This is a genomic window from Paracoccus sp. (in: a-proteobacteria), from assembly GCF_030604785.1.
GTDB lineage: Bacteria > Pseudomonadota > Alphaproteobacteria > Rhodobacterales > Rhodobacteraceae > Paracoccus.
In genome coordinates this window covers 12,702-27,348 of the sequence record NZ_JAUVVF010000024.1, presented here as the reverse complement: position 1 = coordinate 27,348, position 14,647 = coordinate 12,702, and the positions used below count along the sequence as shown (strand labels likewise).

Below are 14,647 nucleotides of genomic sequence, written 5' to 3'. Positions count from 1 at the left end.
GGGGCGCCGCCTTCCCTGAACGAACCCGACCCGACGGCAAGCAGGACATGAGGCTCAAGGAATTCGCCCGGCTGGTGGGCATGTCGCAAACCACCGTCAGCCGCGCGCTGAACGGCCATCCCGAGGTGAACGAACAGACGCGCGCGCGCCTGATCGCCGCCGCGCGCGAACATGGCTACAGCCCGAACGCCCATGCCCGCTTTCTGGCGATGGGCCGCGCGCCGGTCATCAGCTGCGTCATCCCGATCACCGGCCGGAACGAGATCGTCAGCCCGATCTATGCCGATTTCCTGGCCGGGGTCGGCGAGGAATGCGCCCAGCACAAATACGAGATCAACCTGACCGTCCTGCCCGATGACGAACAGGAAGCCGCCTATCGCAGCCTCAAGTCGCGGCAGATGGTCGGCGGCGTCATCGTGCAATTCACCCGCCATGACGACCCGCGCCCCGCGCTGCTGGACAAGCTGGGAATGCCCTATGTGGTGCATGGCCGCGTCTCGGGCCGGTCCGAGCCCTATTCCTGGGTGGACGTGAACAACCGCCGCGCCTTCGAGCGCGCGACGGGCTTCCTGATCCAGCTGGGCCACAGGCGCATCGCCCTGATCAACGGGGACGAGCGGATGGATTTTGCCCATCGCCGCCGCGAGGGCTATCTGAACGCGCTGCGCGATGCGGGGCTGACGCCCGGACCCGACATGCCGGGCGGCGAGATGACGGTCGCGCATGGCTATGCGGCGACGCGGCACCTTTTGCAGCAGGACCCGCGCCCGACGGCGATCCTGTGTTCCTCGACGATGATCGCCGAGGGTGTGCGTCAGGCCGCGCAGGAATCGGGGCTGCAACTGGGCCGCGACCTGTCGGTGGTCTGCTTCGACGACGACCTGTCCTATTACAGCAACCGTGACGCGGTGCCGGAATTCACGGCGATGCGGTCCTCGGTGCGGCTGGCGGGGCGGCGCATCGCCGCCATGCTGATCCACCGGATCGAGACCGACGACCCGACCCCCGTTCAGGAATTGCTCGAGGCGGAACTGGTCGTCGGCCGTTCGACCGCGCCGCCCAGCTGCTGATGCCGCCAGGGCCGGGCCGCCAGCACGGCGGCGGCGGCGGCCTCCAGCGCGGGCTGATGGCCGAAGCCCAGGATCTGCCCCTCATCGGCCGGCGCCGTGATCGCGGGATGCGGATGCATCAGCGGGGCCAGCGCATCGGCATCGTCCAGATGGCGCAGGGCATGGGCCAGTAAGGTGACTTCGGCCGCATCACGGCAGGCAAACCCCTCGGCCGCGCGGACGGCCTGCCCGATCAGCGAAGGATAGACCTCGACCAGCACCACGCGCGCCGGGTCGCAGGGCTGAAAGGGCCAGATGGCAAGGCCGGGCACCCGGCGCAGCCGGTTCAGCCAGGCGATCCCGGTCAGGCTTTGCGCGCCGACCGCGCCCGCCCCGGCCAGCTGAAAGACCGATTTCGGACGCGCCGCGCCGCTGGCGGCCTCGGTCGCGCGATGCGGGGACAGGTCGGGATGGGGCGGGGGTTTCAGGCGCGGCAGGTCGGGCGTCGGCTCCTTGCGCCCGTCGCCCCAGAAGACCGGCTGCCCAAGCGCGCGATTCATCGCCGCCGCCAGATCGCGGTAATTGCTGCGGTTCCGCGCATCGTCCCGATGGGCCGCGCCCAGATGATCCCACAGGGCCAGCGCGCCGTCCTGCCCGGTGATCCGCCGCGCCAGCCCCGTTGGATGGCCAAAGGCGAAATCCGCGCCGACCAGAACCCGCTCGTCCGCCTTGCGCGCCCGCGACAGCGCGCAGCCCAGCAGCTTCCACGCCCTCTGCCGGGTCTCGGGATTGATCGCGGCAGCGCGGTCGCTGCCGATCCAGATCGAATCGCGGCCGCGTCGCGGCATTCCGGCGGCCGACCAGTCAAGGATCAGGATCCGGTCAAAGAGCGGCAAGCAATGCCTCGGCGCAGGCCAGATCGGCGGGGGTGTTGACGTTCATGAACGGATCGAACGGGTCGCAATCCCAGACCGCCTGCCCTGCCCCGTGGCGCAGGCTCACGTCGCGCACCCGTCTTTCGCCGCGCGCCAGCGTCACGGCCAGATCGTCGCGCAGGGCCACCGGCCAGAGCCCGATAACCGGATGATCGCGGATCGCCGCGCCCTGACCGCTGGCCGCCACCGCCAGCCCCGAAGGCCCCGCCGCCCGCGTCAGGCGCGCCACCAGATCGGCGGGCAGAAAGGGCGTGTCGCCCGCCACCGTCACCACGGCGGGCGCCCCCAGGCCCGCCGCCCAATCCATCGCCGCCAGGACCCCGGCCAGGGGACCGGGCCGGCCCTCGACCGGGTCGGGCAGGATCGGCAGGCCATGGCCCGCATAGGCCCCTGCCGGACCGTTCACGTTCAGCGCGACCGGACCCGCCTGCGGTCGCAGCCGGTCCAGCAGATGCGTCAGAATGGGCCGCCCGCCAAGCGGCAGAAGCGGCTTGGCAGCGCCGTCCATACGCCGGGCGCTGCCCCCGGCCAGGATCGTCACGGGCATCATCATCGCGCCAGATTGGGCAAGGCGCCGTGGAAGGGCAAGCCCCCTTCAGGCCGCGCTTTGCGGCAGCAGCCAGACGCCCTGATCGGGGGCGTGGCGCACCCGCAGGGGGCAGCCATAGGCGCGCTCAAGCAGCCGGTCGGTCAGGACCAGATCGGGCGGTCCCTCGGCCAGGACGCGGCCCGATTGCAGCAGCAGGACGTGATCGGCGGCCATCGCGGTCAGGTTCAGGTCGTGCATCACCGCCACCGTGCCGCCGCCCGCCTGCGCGTGCCGGCGCGCCAGACGCATCACGGCCAGTTGGTGCGCGATATCAAGGCTGCTGACGGGCTCGTCCAGCATCAGCCAGCGGGGCGGTCCGTCCGGGCGGGGCAGCGCCCGGATCTGGGCCAGCGCGCGGGCCAGTTGCGCGCGCTGCTGCTCGCCGCCCGACATGTCCTGCCACAGCCGCCCGGCATGACCGGCCAGTCCGACCTCGGCCAGGGCGGCACGGATCAGCACGGCGCGCTCGGTGGCGGGGATGGGCAGCCCGTCCAGCGCGATGCCCACGATCTCGGACGCGGTGAAGGGAAAGCCGATGGCGCTGTGCTGCGGCAGGACGGCGCGCTGGCGGGCCAGCGCCTCGGGCGGCTGGCCGGCGATGTCGGCGCCGTTCAGCGTGACGCGGCCCGCCTGCGGCGCGACCTCGCCGGTCAGCGCGCGCATCAGCGTCGTCTTGCCCGAGCCGTTCGGCCCGATGATCGCCGTCACCTGCCCAGCCTTAGCGGTCAGATCGACGCCGTGCAGGACCATGCGCCCCGACAGCGCGACCTGCAGGGCGGATGCGGTCAGGCTCATCCCAGCACCTTGCGGTTCGACAGCAGCACCCACAGGAAGAACGGCCCGCCGATGACGGCGGTGATGATCCCGATGGGCAATTCGGCGGGCGCCACGATGCTGCGGCTGATCATGTCCGCCGCGATCAGCATGGTCGCGCCCAGAAGGCCGGAATTGACCAAGAGCCAGCGATGATCCGGCCCCTGGATCAGCCGCAGAAGATGCGGCGCCACGATGCCCACAAAGCCGATCCCGCCCGAGATCGCGACCGAGGCCCCCGTCGCCGCCGAGGTTCCCAGGATCGCCGCCGCCTTGACGCGCTGGACGCGGATGCCGGTATGGGCGGCCACGGCCTCGCCCAAAGCCAGCGCGTTCAGGCCGCGCGCCAGAAAGGGCGCGCAGGCCAGCCCGGCCAGGATGACGGGAGCGGCGGCGGCCAGCTTGGTCCAGCTGGCCCCGGCCAGCGAGCCCATCCCCCAGAAGGTCAGGTCGCGCAGCTGCGCGTCATCGGCGGAATAGACGATCAGCCCCGACAGCGCGCCCACCATCGCGGCCAGCGCGATCCCCGCCAGCAGCATCGTCGCGACCGAGGTCTGCCCGCCCCGCGTCGCCACCGCGTAAAGCACCAGCATGGCGACCCAGCCGCCTGCAAAGGCTGCCAGCGGCACCAGATGCCAGCCCGCGAAGGCCGCGATGGCGGGCGGCAGCATCCCGCCCAGAACGATCGCCGCGATGGCGCCCAGCCCGGCGCCCGCGCTGACGCCCAGCAGGCCCGGATCGGCCAGAGGGTTGCGGAACAGCCCCTGCATCACCGCACCCGACACGGCAAGACCCGCGCCGACCAGCGCGCCCGTCAGCAGGCGCGGCAGGCGGATCTGCAACAGCACGACCCGGTCGGTCACGGCGACCTCGCGCCCCGCGATCAGGTCGCGCAGCACCGCCAGCCCCGACACGCCCGAGGCGCCCTGCATCAGCGACAGGGCCGACACGAACAGCAGCGCCGCCAGCAGGCACATCCCGACCATGCGCCCGATATGGCGCCGGTCGCCTTCGAGGCGCAGGCCCATCTCGGTGGCGACCATCACGGGGCCTCGTAGAGGGCGCGGTGCAGGTCCAGCGCGGCCTGCCCGGTCCGGGGGCCGAAGCCCAGCAGATACAGCCCGTCCATGCGAATCACCCGGCCGTGCTGCGCGGCGGGGGTGGTGCTGATAGCGGGCATGGCCAAGAGCGCCGCATCCGAGGCGCCGTGATCGCTGTCGGCCTCGCCCCGGTTCATCATCAGGATGATGTCGGGCGCGGCGGCGGTGATCGCCTCGTCGGTCAGGGGCTTGTAGCCGGAAAAGCCCGTCACGGCATTCTCGGCGCCGGCAAGGCGCAGCATCGCATCGGCGCCGTTCTCCTGCCCCGCCGCCAGCACCCGCCCGCCTTGCAGCGACAGGATGAACATGACGCGGGCGGGCTGATCAACCGCATCGCGCGCGGCCTCCAGCGCGGCGAAATCGGCGCGAATCGCCGCCAGAGGCGCGGCGGCGGCCTCGGGCGTGCCAAGCGCAGCGGCGACCGCCTCGATCCGGGCGATCACCGAGGCCTCATCCTCGCCCGAGGCGATCTGGTGGAACGGGACGCCCGCCGCTTTCAGGATGTCCACCGTTTCGGGCGGGCCTGCGCCTTCCTCGGCGATGATCAGGTCGGGGCGCACCGACAGCACGCCCTCGGGCGAGAGCGCGCGGACATAGCCCACATCGGGCAGGTCCAGCACCTCGGGCGGATAGCTCGACGTCGTGTCGCGCGCCACCAGCCGGTCGCCTTGGCCCAGCAGGTGAACGGTTTCCGTCACCGCGCCGCCAAGGGCCAGAACCCGGTCGGCCAGCGCGACCGAGGGCAGGGCCAGCGCCGCCAGCAGAAGCGCCGCACCCCTCATGCGGGGACCTCGACGCCCGGCAGGGACGCGACCAGCGCCGCCCAGCCCTCGGCATCGCCGCCCTTTTCGGGACGCATGCCGAAACACTGCCAGATCAGCTCGCCCGCCGCGTCGAAGGCCTCGACCGACAGGGCCGGGCCGCGCCTGGTGGGTTTCTCGACCGCCCAGACCTCGGCCACATGGTCGGCGCGAAGATGCAGGTTGAAGCGCGCATCCATCACGTTCAGCCACGGCCCCATCGGTTTCAGGCTTTGCACGGGGCCGGAATGGATCTGGATGCAGCCCATATTGCCGACGAACAGCATGACCTGCTGGCCCTGATCCAGCAGGGCGCGGAACATCGCATCCGACGCCGCCACCGCCAGAGGCCGCGCCCAGGGCGCGCGCACCAGCCGATAGGCGCCCAGCCGGTTCATCTTGAGCCGCCGGACCAGCGTGTTGAACTGGTGCGTGTCGGTCATCGCCGCCCATTCGGTGCGCAGGGCGTCAGCCCGGTCGGGCGCGATGCGGGCGCCTTCGGGGGCGGGGGCTGGGGCGTATTCCGACAGCCCGTGCTGATCGGGCAGCGCCAGATCCGTCCGCAGCCGCTCCCACGCTGACAGATCGCTGGTCTCGCGCAGATGCACCTTGTGGACCGCAGCGCCCGCCGCATCGAAGACCTGCACCGACCGGCGCGTTCCGGATGGCGTGTCCAGCTGAACCGCGAAGGCATGGACCCAGTGGCGCGGAAATATCCGCAGGTCGATTTCCGGGTCCAGCGTCATCGCGGCGTGATCGCCGTCATGGAAGTCATTGTAGGTGCCGATCTTCTCGATCACGCAGGACCGGTTGCGCGTCAGGGCCATCACCTCGCCCAGGGCCTGCACCGCCGGGATCAGGCGCCCCGGAATCGGGTCGATGCGGGTTGCGCCATGGCCAAGCTCGGCCTCGACCAGGGCGGCCTCGGACAGGCCAAGCTGCGCGGCAAGGTCATAGGGGCGCAGGGCGGCGTCGCGTTTCAGTTCGCGCAGGCGCGCGGGCGTCAGGTCGTTCATGTCAGGCCTCGATCCAATGCAGTTCGGGGGCATCTGGCTGACGGGCTGGACGCTATTCTTGACATCTTTAGTCAGATTCCTTACGCGACGCAAGACGCCAGCCCGATGCCAGCGCGGACATGCGACGCAAAGGGACGAAGATGCGTGGAAACTTGACGGCCTTGGCCGCTCTGCTGGGAACAACACTGATGACGACGCCTCTGCTGGCGCAGGAACAGGCACGCGGGTTGATGCTGGACCCGATCGTCCTGCGCGCGGGCACGGAAAAGGTCGCTTCGTCAGTGCCGCAATCGGTGACGGTGGTGGATCAGGACCAGCTTGACGACCTGAATCCCGGCACGATCGGGGACGTTCTTGCGACAGTGCCGGGCGTTCAGGGCGTGGGCTCGGCAGGGTTCTTCGGGCAGGGCTTCAACATCCGCGGCTTCGGCGCGACGGGATCGGCCGCCTCCGAGGCCGGGATCGTCCAGATCATCGACGGCGAGCGGAAATACTACGAAAGCTATCGCCAGGGGTCTTTGTTCGTCGAACCCGACTTCCTGAAACGGGTCGAGGTGCTGCGCGGGCCGGGGTCGTCCACGCTCTATGGCGCGGGCGCGCTTGGCGGCGTGATCGCGATGGAGACGATCGAGGCGGGCGACCTGATCGCCGAGGGCCGGACCAGCGGCGGGCGCGTGCGTCTGGGCTATGCCAGCAACCCCGACACGGCGCTGGCCAGCGCGGTCTGGGGCTGGCGCCCGACCGACGGGTTCGAGGCGGTCGCGGGCCTTGCATGGCGCAAGCTGGGCGAGACCGAGGATGCCGACGGTAATACGATCGTGCGGTCGAATTCGGAAACGCCGAACCTGCTGCTGAAAGCGCGTCAGCAACTGGGCGATCATTACGTCGAGGCCAGCTATCTGCATCTGGAAGGCGATGGCAGGGATCAGGATTACAACCAGATCGACGGCCCGCAGGTCGGGCTGTTCCCGAACTTTCCGGGCTGGGGCGTGGGCGACATCCTGACCCGCGATCAGACGGCGCGCCTGGTCTGGGGCTACAACCCCGCCGACAATGCGCTGATCGACACGCGGGTGACGCTGTCCTACACGAACACGATCAAGGATGTGCAGCAGGGCTCGGTCGCGGCGGAACCCATCATGCCCAGCCTGCTGGGGCGGCGCGATTACGCGCTGTGGAAGCTGAACGTGCGGAACGTCGCGGACCTGTCGGGCGCGGACCACGAGCATTACCTGACCATCGGCGCGGAAACCTCGCGGCAGGACCGGTCCTCGACGACGATCTCGTCCTCGCATCCCGAGGCCTTCACGCGGCAGAACGCGATCTATGCCCTGTCCGAGGTGACGGTCGGCGCGCTGACCGTGAATACCGGTCTGCGCCAGACTTGGCAGCGGACCGAACCCAAGGACAGCGTCACGGTCAGCGATGACCGCCTGTCCACCAACGCCGCCGAGCCGCAGATCGCGGCGATCTACCGCCTGAACGATCAGTGGCGGGTCTTCGGTTCGGCCGCCGATGTGCGCCGCATCCCGACCGTGGACGAGCTATATGACGGCTTTGCCGGCGGCGCGGCCTCGCCCGACCTCAGGACCGAAAAGGGCCGGAACCTTGAGATCGGCTTCAGCTATCGGGGCGGCGACCTGCTGGCCCAGGGCGACGAGGCCGCGCTGCGCGTGACGCTGTTCCGCAACCACATCCGCGACATGATCGTGCGGACCAATGGCCGCGCCCCCACCCCTGCCTACGAGAACATCGACCGCGCCTATCTGCGCGGCGGCGAGATCGAGGCCAGCTATGCCAGCGCGGGCTGGCAGCTGGGCGCCTCGGTCTCGGTGGTCGAGGGCGAGGATCAGGACGGCACCACGCTGGACACGCTGCAGAACAACCGGCTGGTCCTGCAGGCCGGCTATCGGCTGTCCGACAGCTGGAAGATCGGCGCGCGCAGCACCCTGGCCGATGGCCGGGAGAAGGCCGATGGCACGCATCGGTCGGGCTACGGCGTCCACGACATCTACGCCACCTGGACCGCGCCCGACAGCGTGGCGCCGGGCCTCGAGGTCAATTTCGGCGTCGATAACGTGACCAATCGCGATTATACCCCGGCGACATGGCTGACCGGTCCTGCGGCCGGGCGGAATGTCAAACTGACGCTGACCAAGGCGTTCTGATCCGCCCACCGGGCGGCATGGCAGACAAGGAGCCACCGAATGAACCAGATGACCGAGACCCTGTCCGCCCTGCCCCTGATCGGCATGATCAGGGATGGCGGCTGGACGATGTGGCTGATCGCGGCCCTGTCGGTGCTGACGCTGACGGTGGTGCTGTGGAAGCTGTGGTCGCTGTGGCGGCTGGGCGTCTGGGGCGGGCGCCATTCGCGCCGCGCCATCCAGCTGTGGTCCGAGGGCCGCTGGCGCGAGGCCATGGCCGAGGTGCGGGGCCGCCCCTCGGCCCGCGCCCGCGTCGTGCAGGCAGCCATCGGCACCACGCTTGACCCCGCCTTTGACGACAAGGCCGCCCGCGAGGAAACCGCGCGGGTGGCGCGACAGGCGCTCTATCGCGCGCGCGAGGGGTTGCGGGCGCTGGAACTGATCGCGACGATCGCGCCGCTTCTGGGCCTTCTGGGCACGGTGCTGGGCATGATCGCGGCGTTTCAGGTGCTGCAAAGCTCGGGCAACCAGGCCGATCCTGCGGATCTGGCGGGCGGCATCTGGGTCGCACTGCTGACCACGGCCGCGGGCATGGCGGTGGCGATCCCCGCCGGTGTGGCGCTGTCTTGGTTCGAAAGCATCAGCGACCGGCTGCAGGCGGATCTTGAGGATCTGGCCACCCGCGTCTTCGTTTCGGCGCCGCGCGCGGCGACGCAGACCGATGCGGCGCGGGACGAGCCTTGGCAGAGGCAGGCCGCGGAATGAGCCTGGCCGACGACGACCAGGGCTTCGATCTGGGGCCGAGGCGGCATCCCCGGCGGATGTCGCTGACCCCGATGATCGATGTGGTGTTCCTGCTGCTGATCTTTTTCATGCTGGCCTCGCGCTTCGGGATGGATGCGGTCCTGCCGGTCGCGGGCGGCACCGGCGGCGCCCGGACGGAATGGCAGGGGCCGCCGCGTCTTCTGGATGTCGCGCCTGATGCGCTGCGCCTGAACGGCGCCGAGATCACCTCCGAGGCCTTGCCTGCCGCCCTGGCCGAGCTGATGCCGGTCGAGGCCATGCCCGATGGCGGCGCCGTCATCCTGCGCCCGCGCGACGAGGCCGACCTGCAACGTCTGGTCGAGGTGATGGACCTGCTGCGCGAGGCGGGTTTTACCGACCTTATCCTTATCGAGTAGCCCATGCGGATCGACATGCCCCCCCGACGCCCGCGCGGCGAATCGATCATTCCGATGATCAACGTGGTGTTCCTGCTGCTGATCTTCTTCCTGCTGACCTCGCAGATCGCGCCCTCGACCCCGTTCGAAGTGGCGACACCCGAGGGCGGCGCATCCGAATTGCGGGCCGAGGCGCGTGACGTGCTCTATGTCTCGGCCTCGGGCGATCTAGCCTGGAACGAGGCGCGCGGCGATGCAGTCTGGCAGGCCATCGCCCTGGCCGCGCCCGAACAGGCGGTCGAGATCCGCGCCGACCGGGCCATCCCGGCCGCGATCCTGGCCGCCCATCTCAAGCGCCTGCGCGAGATCGCGCCCGAAGGCGCGCGCCTGGTCGTCAGCGGAGGGTGAGAATGCCACAGAGACGCGTTCTGGAAACCGCCGGCTTCATCACCATCGCCGCCGCGCTGCATGTCTCGGCGGCGGCGATCCTGATGCCCGACCAATTGCAGCGCGGCGAGATGGGCGATCTGGGCCCGACCGCGCTGGCGGCGGGCGGCGTCGAGGTGCAGTCGATGGTGTCCCAGTGGGAAAACACGCCCGAGATCGCCACGCCCACCGATCTGGCGCAACCCGAGACCCCGCCCATGACGCAGCCCATGCCGCAGCCCGAGCCGGTCGAGATCACCGCTTCCCCCGAGACGCCCCCGGCCCTGACCGCGCCCGACATGCCGATGGCCGCGCCGAACCTGCCAGAGGCGCCCCATCCGCCCCGGATCGAAGCCGCCGACCTGAACCTGCCCGAGATCCGGCGCCTCTCACCGCCCGAGATTCCTGTCGAACCCGCGCTGACTCTGGAAGCCTCGGCCCGGCCCGAGCGCCGCCCGGATCGCAGCCGACCCGAGCCACAGCAGCAGCGCGCCGAGCCGCGCCAGCGCGCCCCCGAAGCCCCCGTGCGCCAGCAGGCGCAATCGCAGCCCCCGGCCCAGCAGGCGGGACAAGGTGGCAGCGCGCCCACCTCGAATAGCGGCGGCGGCGGGGCTGGCGGCATCAGCGAGAACCAGCGGGCGAACCTGATGACCCAGTGGGGCGGCCAGATCCGCAGCTGCATCAGCCGCCGGGCCGACACGCCGCGTGGCGCGCGCGGGGGCAGGGTCGTGCTGGCCCTGTCGGTCGGGCGGGACGGGACGATCCAGAACATCTCGGTCGCGACCTCGTCGGGGCGGGCCGATATCGACCAGTCCGTCGCCAGGGCGGCGCAGCGGGCAGGTCGGTGCCCGGCGGCCCCGGCGGGCCTGACCGATGCGCGCTATTCGTTCCAGTTGCCGATCACGATCGACCGCTGATCCCGGCAAGCCGCGAAAGCCGCCCCCATCGAAGGGGCGACTTTCGCCGGGGGCTGCGCCCCCGATCCCGGCCCGACCGGGGCGCGGCAATCAGGCGTGGTGCAGGACCAACGGGCGGCCCTGATGGCGGCCCACCGATATAGGGGCGTCATACAGGCGCGACAGCAGATCTTCGGTCAGCACGGCATCCGGGGCGCCTTCGGCAAGGATGCGGCCATCCTTCAACGCGATGATGTGATCGGCCCAGGCGGCGGCATAGTTCACCTCGTGCAGCACCACGGCCACGCCGCGCCCCTGCTGATCGACCAGCGCGCGCAGGCGGGCCATCAGCGCGCGGGCATGGCTCATGTCGAGGTTGTTCAGCGGTTCGTCCAGCAGCAGCCATTCGGTGTCCTGCGCGAAGGCCATCGCGATATGGGCGCGCTGCGCCTGCCCGCCCGACAATTCGTCCATGAAGCGATCCGCCAGCGGGCCGAGGGCGAAGGTCCGGATCGCCTCGGCCACATGGGCGCGGTCGGCGGCTGTGGGGCGGCCCTTGTGGTGCGGCCAGCGCCCGAAGGCCACCAGCTCGGCCAGGCGCAGGCGGCTGGCGATCAGCGTCTGCTGGCCCAGGACCGCCATGACCTGCGCCAGCCTGTCGGTCGGCGTCGTGGCGATGTCATGGCCCGCGACGCTGATCCGGCCCGCTTGCAGCGGCTCAAGCCGCCCGACCAGCCGCAGCAGCGTGGACTTGCCCGCCCCGTTCGGCCCGATCAGCGCGGTCAGGCGCCCCTCGGGCAGGCGGGTTGTGATGTCGTGCAGGATCGGCGTTCCCGCGATCTGATGGCTGACGGCCCGGATCTCGATCATCGGATGCGCCCCTTGAGAAGAAGATAGAGGAAAAACAACCCGCCCGCGAACTCGACCACGACCGACAGCGTGGCGGCCTGGCCGAGCTGCCGCTCGAACAGCCACTGGCCGCCGATCAGGATCGTGGCGCCGATCAGCCCGGCCGCAGGCAGCAGCACGGCATGCGAGGCGCTGCGCGTCAGCCCATGCGCCAGCCCGGCCACGATCAGCCCGAAGAACGCCACCGGCCCCACCACCGCCGTCGAGACCGAGACCAGCAGCGCCACCAGCGACAGCGCGGCGATGACCACGGCCCGGTGCCGCAGCCCAAGCGACACCGCCGCGTCGCGCCCAAGCGCCAGCACGTCCAGCCGCGCCGACATGCGCCACGCGGCCAGAACCGCCAGAACCGTCACCAGCGCGGCCACAGGCAGCAGCGTGGCGTTCACCCGGTTGAAGCTGGCAAAGCTGGCGGCCTGCACCACTGCGTATTGGGCGGGGTCCATGACCCGGCCCATGAAGCCCGCCAGCGACCGGAACAGAACGCCCAGGATCACCCCCGTCAGGATCATGCGCGGAATGTCCCGCGCGCCCTGCAGCATCAGTGTCCCGAACAGAAGCGAGGCCAGCAGCACCATCAGCGCGATCTCGGAAAGGAACTTCGCGGCGGCGGGCAGCCCCGCGAAACCCGCAATCCCCAGCGAGGCCACCAGCGCCGTCTGCAACAGCACGTAAAGCGCATCGAACCCCATGATCGAGGGCGTCAGGACACGGTTGGCCGCAATGGTCTGGAACATGATCGTCGAGACACCGACCGCCACGCCTACAAGGGCCAGCGCGGCCAGCTTGTTCGCCCTAAGCCCCAGCACAAAGCCCCGGTTGCCCCCGCCCAGCCCCTGCCACATCCACAGGGCCGAAATCACGGCCAGCAGACAGCACAGCCCCGCCAGAACCCAGACGGGGCGCGAGGGACGCGGGGGCGCCGCCGGGATCATCATCACCTCAGCCATGGACCGGCCTGCGATGCAGAAGCCACAGGAACAGGCCCGCGCCCAGAACACCCAAGATCAGCCCGGCGGGCAGCTCGTAGGGGGCGACGACGATGCGCGCGACCAGATCGCAGGCCAGAACCAGAACCGCCCCCGACAGCGCCACCACCGGCAGCGTCTGGCGCAGGTTGTCGCCCATCAGCCGCGCCACCAGATTGGGCACGACCAGCCCGACGAAGGGCAGCATCCCCACCGTCGTCACGACCATCGCCGTGACCACCGACACCACGACCAGGCCAAGCCGCATCACGGCATCGACTGACAGGCCGAGCCCGGTCGCCACCCCGTCGCCCAAGCCCAGTATCGCGAAACGATCGGCCGCAAGCCAGGCCAGCAGCGCCGCGATCCCGGCGATCCACAGCAATTCATACCGCCCCGCAATAGCGCCCGAGAATTCGCCGCTGCCCAGCCAGGTGCCGACGAACTGCATCAGATCATGCTGCCAGGCGATGAAGGTCACCACCGATCCGACGACGCCCGACAGGATGATCCCCGCGATGGGGACCAGCATAACCTCTCGCGCGGGCAGGCGGCGGATCACCGCCAGAAACAGCGCCGTCGCGGCCATCGCGGTCAGGCTGGCCACCACCATCCGCAGCCAGAGCGGACTGGCCGGCGCCCAAATCGTGATGGCCAGCAGGCCCAGGGCCGCGCCCTCGGCCGTGCCCGACGTGTCCGGCCCGACGAAACGGTTGCGCACCAGCGCCTGGATCAGCACGCCGGCCACCGACAGCGCGGCCCCGGTCAGGGCGACGGCCAGCGTCCGGGGCAGGCGCGATTCCAGCAGAACCAGCATCGCCAGCGGGTCCTGCCGCACCATCCGCAGATCGACCTGCGCGGCGCCGATGGTCAGGCTGGCCAGCATCAGCGCGATCAGCGCCGATGACAGGGCGGGCAGGACGCGCATCAGCTGTCGGCTTCGGCGCCCTCAAGCGCCTCGGTCAGCTGGCCGATCAGCGTCATCATCGCACCGTATCCCCCGGCCGAGATATAGGCCGCGCCGGGATCCAGATTGACCACCTGCCCCCGCGACCACGCTGTCGTCTGCGCGACCAGCCCGGAACGCAGGGTCGCCTCGGCGCCCTGCCCCTCCTCGCCGATGGCGGCGCTGCGATCGACCACGATCAGCCAGTCGGGATTCACCTCGGCGATGAATTCATGCGTGATCGCCTGACCATGCGTGGCCTCGTCCAGACCGGGCGCGGCCTCTTCCAGCGCGGTCGCATCGAAGATCCAGCCGAAACGCGACCCCGCGCCGTAGGCCGACATGCGCGTGCCGTTGGTCAGCACGATCAGCGCCCGACCCTTCCCCTCCGAGGCCGCCCGCAACCGCTCCAGCGCGGCATCCAGTTCACCAGTCAGGGCAGCGGCCTCGGCCTCGCGCTGAAACAGCTGGCCATAGCCCGCGATCCGCGCCTTGGCGCTGACCATCAGATCCTCCTCCAGCGTCATGTCTATGGCGGGCGCCACCTGCGACACCGCCTGCAACTGTGCCGCCGACCGGCCGCCGACGATGATCAGGTCCGGCCCGACCCCGGCCAGGGCTTCCAGATCGGGCTCGAACAGCGTGCCGACGCGCTCGGCCCCGGCCACGGCCTCGGCCAGCGCCGGCACGGTCACGCGCTCGATCGTGGCGGCAGGCGTCACGCCAAGCGCGACCAGCGTGTCCAGCGCGGCCATGTCGTAGACCGCCACCCGCTCGGGCGCGGCCTCCAGCGAAACCTGGCCTTGGGCGGTGGGGATCACGACGGTATCGGCCAGCACGGCCGAGGACAGGCCCAGGGTTGCAAGGGCGGTCAGTGCCAGAAGACGCATGCC

The 14,647-nt window shown here is 70.5% G+C and carries 16 protein-coding genes; 6 read left to right on the top strand and 10 right to left on the bottom strand.

Annotated elements, in window-relative coordinates; genetic code table 11:
- Positions 1 to 47 precede the first annotated feature (47 nt).
- A complete protein-coding gene (locus QAR72_RS09395; protein WP_304617112.1) occupies positions 48 to 1,070 on the top strand; it encodes a LacI family DNA-binding transcriptional regulator in 1,023 nt (340 codons plus the stop codon).
- Here QAR72_RS09395 and QAR72_RS09390 read toward each other — a convergent pair.
- The 6 genes from QAR72_RS09390 to QAR72_RS09365 are packed head-to-tail and all read right to left on the bottom strand — an operon-like array spanning position 1,010 to position 6,302.
- Positions 1,010 to 1,897, bottom strand: coding sequence for a molybdopterin guanine dinucleotide synthesis (locus QAR72_RS09390; protein ID WP_304617111.1), 888 nt, complete (start codon positions 1,895 to 1,897; stop codon positions 1,010 to 1,012). The genes QAR72_RS09395 and QAR72_RS09390 overlap by 61 nt on opposite strands.
- Positions 1,898 to 1,931: 34 nt before the next feature.
- Positions 1,932 to 2,537: a molybdenum cofactor guanylyltransferase MobA gene (mobA, locus tag QAR72_RS09385; protein ID WP_304617110.1), complete on the bottom strand. Its 606-nt coding sequence runs from the start codon at positions 2,535 to 2,537 to the stop codon at positions 1,932 to 1,934.
- Between the two features lie 42 nt (positions 2,538 to 2,579).
- Complete coding sequence (locus tag QAR72_RS09380) at positions 2,580 to 3,368, bottom strand: heme ABC transporter ATP-binding protein (RefSeq protein WP_304617109.1); 789 nt, start codon at positions 3,366 to 3,368, stop codon at positions 2,580 to 2,582.
- Complete coding sequence (locus QAR72_RS09375) at positions 3,365 to 4,429, bottom strand: FecCD family ABC transporter permease (RefSeq protein ID WP_304617108.1); 1,065 nt, start codon at positions 4,427 to 4,429, stop codon at positions 3,365 to 3,367. The genes QAR72_RS09380 and QAR72_RS09375 overlap by 4 nt, the downstream gene beginning before the upstream one ends.
- Positions 4,429 to 5,268 carry a heme/hemin ABC transporter substrate-binding protein gene (locus QAR72_RS09370; RefSeq protein ID WP_304617107.1) on the bottom strand — a complete coding sequence of 280 codons (840 nt, stop codon included), beginning with the start codon at positions 5,266 to 5,268 and terminating at the stop codon, positions 4,429 to 4,431. The genes QAR72_RS09375 and QAR72_RS09370 overlap by 1 nt, the downstream gene beginning before the upstream one ends.
- Entirely contained in the window at positions 5,265 to 6,302 is a 1,038-nt protein-coding gene (locus QAR72_RS09365; RefSeq protein ID WP_304617106.1) for a hemin-degrading factor, read from the bottom strand. The genes QAR72_RS09370 and QAR72_RS09365 overlap by 4 nt, the downstream gene beginning before the upstream one ends.
- Before the next feature lie 188 nt (positions 6,303 to 6,490).
- Between QAR72_RS09365 and QAR72_RS09360 the strand changes: the two genes are divergently transcribed.
- From QAR72_RS09360 to QAR72_RS09340, 5 genes are read left to right on the top strand one after another with little or no spacing between them, the layout of a single operon-like run.
- Positions 6,491 to 8,470 (top strand): TonB-dependent receptor domain-containing protein, encoded by a 1,980-nt coding sequence (locus QAR72_RS09360; protein ID WP_304617105.1) that lies wholly within the window; start codon positions 6,491 to 6,493, stop codon positions 8,468 to 8,470.
- 39 nt (positions 8,471 to 8,509) lie between these two features.
- Positions 8,510 to 9,214: a MotA/TolQ/ExbB proton channel family protein gene (locus QAR72_RS09355; RefSeq protein ID WP_304617104.1), complete on the top strand. Its 705-nt coding sequence runs from the start codon at positions 8,510 to 8,512 to the stop codon at positions 9,212 to 9,214.
- Complete coding sequence (locus QAR72_RS09350; RefSeq protein ID WP_304617103.1) at positions 9,211 to 9,630, top strand: ExbD/TolR family protein; 420 nt, start codon at positions 9,211 to 9,213, stop codon at positions 9,628 to 9,630. Before QAR72_RS09355 ends, QAR72_RS09350 begins: the two co-directional genes overlap by 4 nt.
- Before the next feature lie 15 nt (positions 9,631 to 9,645).
- Positions 9,646 to 10,017, top strand: a complete 372-nt coding sequence (locus QAR72_RS09345) for a biopolymer transporter ExbD (protein ID WP_304617102.1) — start codon at positions 9,646 to 9,648, stop codon at positions 10,015 to 10,017.
- Between the two features lie 2 nt (positions 10,018 to 10,019).
- Positions 10,020 to 10,952: a cell envelope integrity protein TolA gene (locus QAR72_RS09340; protein WP_304617101.1), complete on the top strand. Its 933-nt coding sequence runs from the start codon at positions 10,020 to 10,022 to the stop codon at positions 10,950 to 10,952.
- Positions 10,953 to 11,042: 90 nt separating this feature from the next.
- On the opposite strand, the gene QAR72_RS09335 is transcribed toward QAR72_RS09340, so the two are convergent.
- From QAR72_RS09335 to QAR72_RS09320, 4 genes are read right to left on the bottom strand one after another with little or no spacing between them, the layout of a single operon-like run.
- Positions 11,043 to 11,801 carry an iron ABC transporter ATP-binding protein gene (locus tag QAR72_RS09335; protein ID WP_304617100.1) on the bottom strand — a complete coding sequence of 253 codons (759 nt, stop codon included), beginning with the start codon at positions 11,799 to 11,801 and terminating at the stop codon, positions 11,043 to 11,045.
- Complete coding sequence (locus tag QAR72_RS09330; protein ID WP_442953569.1) at positions 11,798 to 12,790, bottom strand: iron chelate uptake ABC transporter family permease subunit; 993 nt, start codon at positions 12,788 to 12,790, stop codon at positions 11,798 to 11,800. Before QAR72_RS09330 ends, QAR72_RS09335 begins: the two co-directional genes overlap by 4 nt.
- Entirely contained in the window at positions 12,783 to 13,736 is a 954-nt protein-coding gene (locus QAR72_RS09325; protein ID WP_304617099.1) for an ABC transporter permease, read from the bottom strand. The genes QAR72_RS09330 and QAR72_RS09325 overlap by 8 nt, the downstream gene beginning before the upstream one ends.
- Positions 13,736 to 14,644, bottom strand: a complete 909-nt coding sequence (locus tag QAR72_RS09320) for a siderophore ABC transporter substrate-binding protein (protein ID WP_304617098.1) — start codon at positions 14,642 to 14,644, stop codon at positions 13,736 to 13,738. Before QAR72_RS09320 ends, QAR72_RS09325 begins: the two co-directional genes overlap by 1 nt.
- Positions 14,645 to 14,647: the final 3 nt, after the last annotated feature.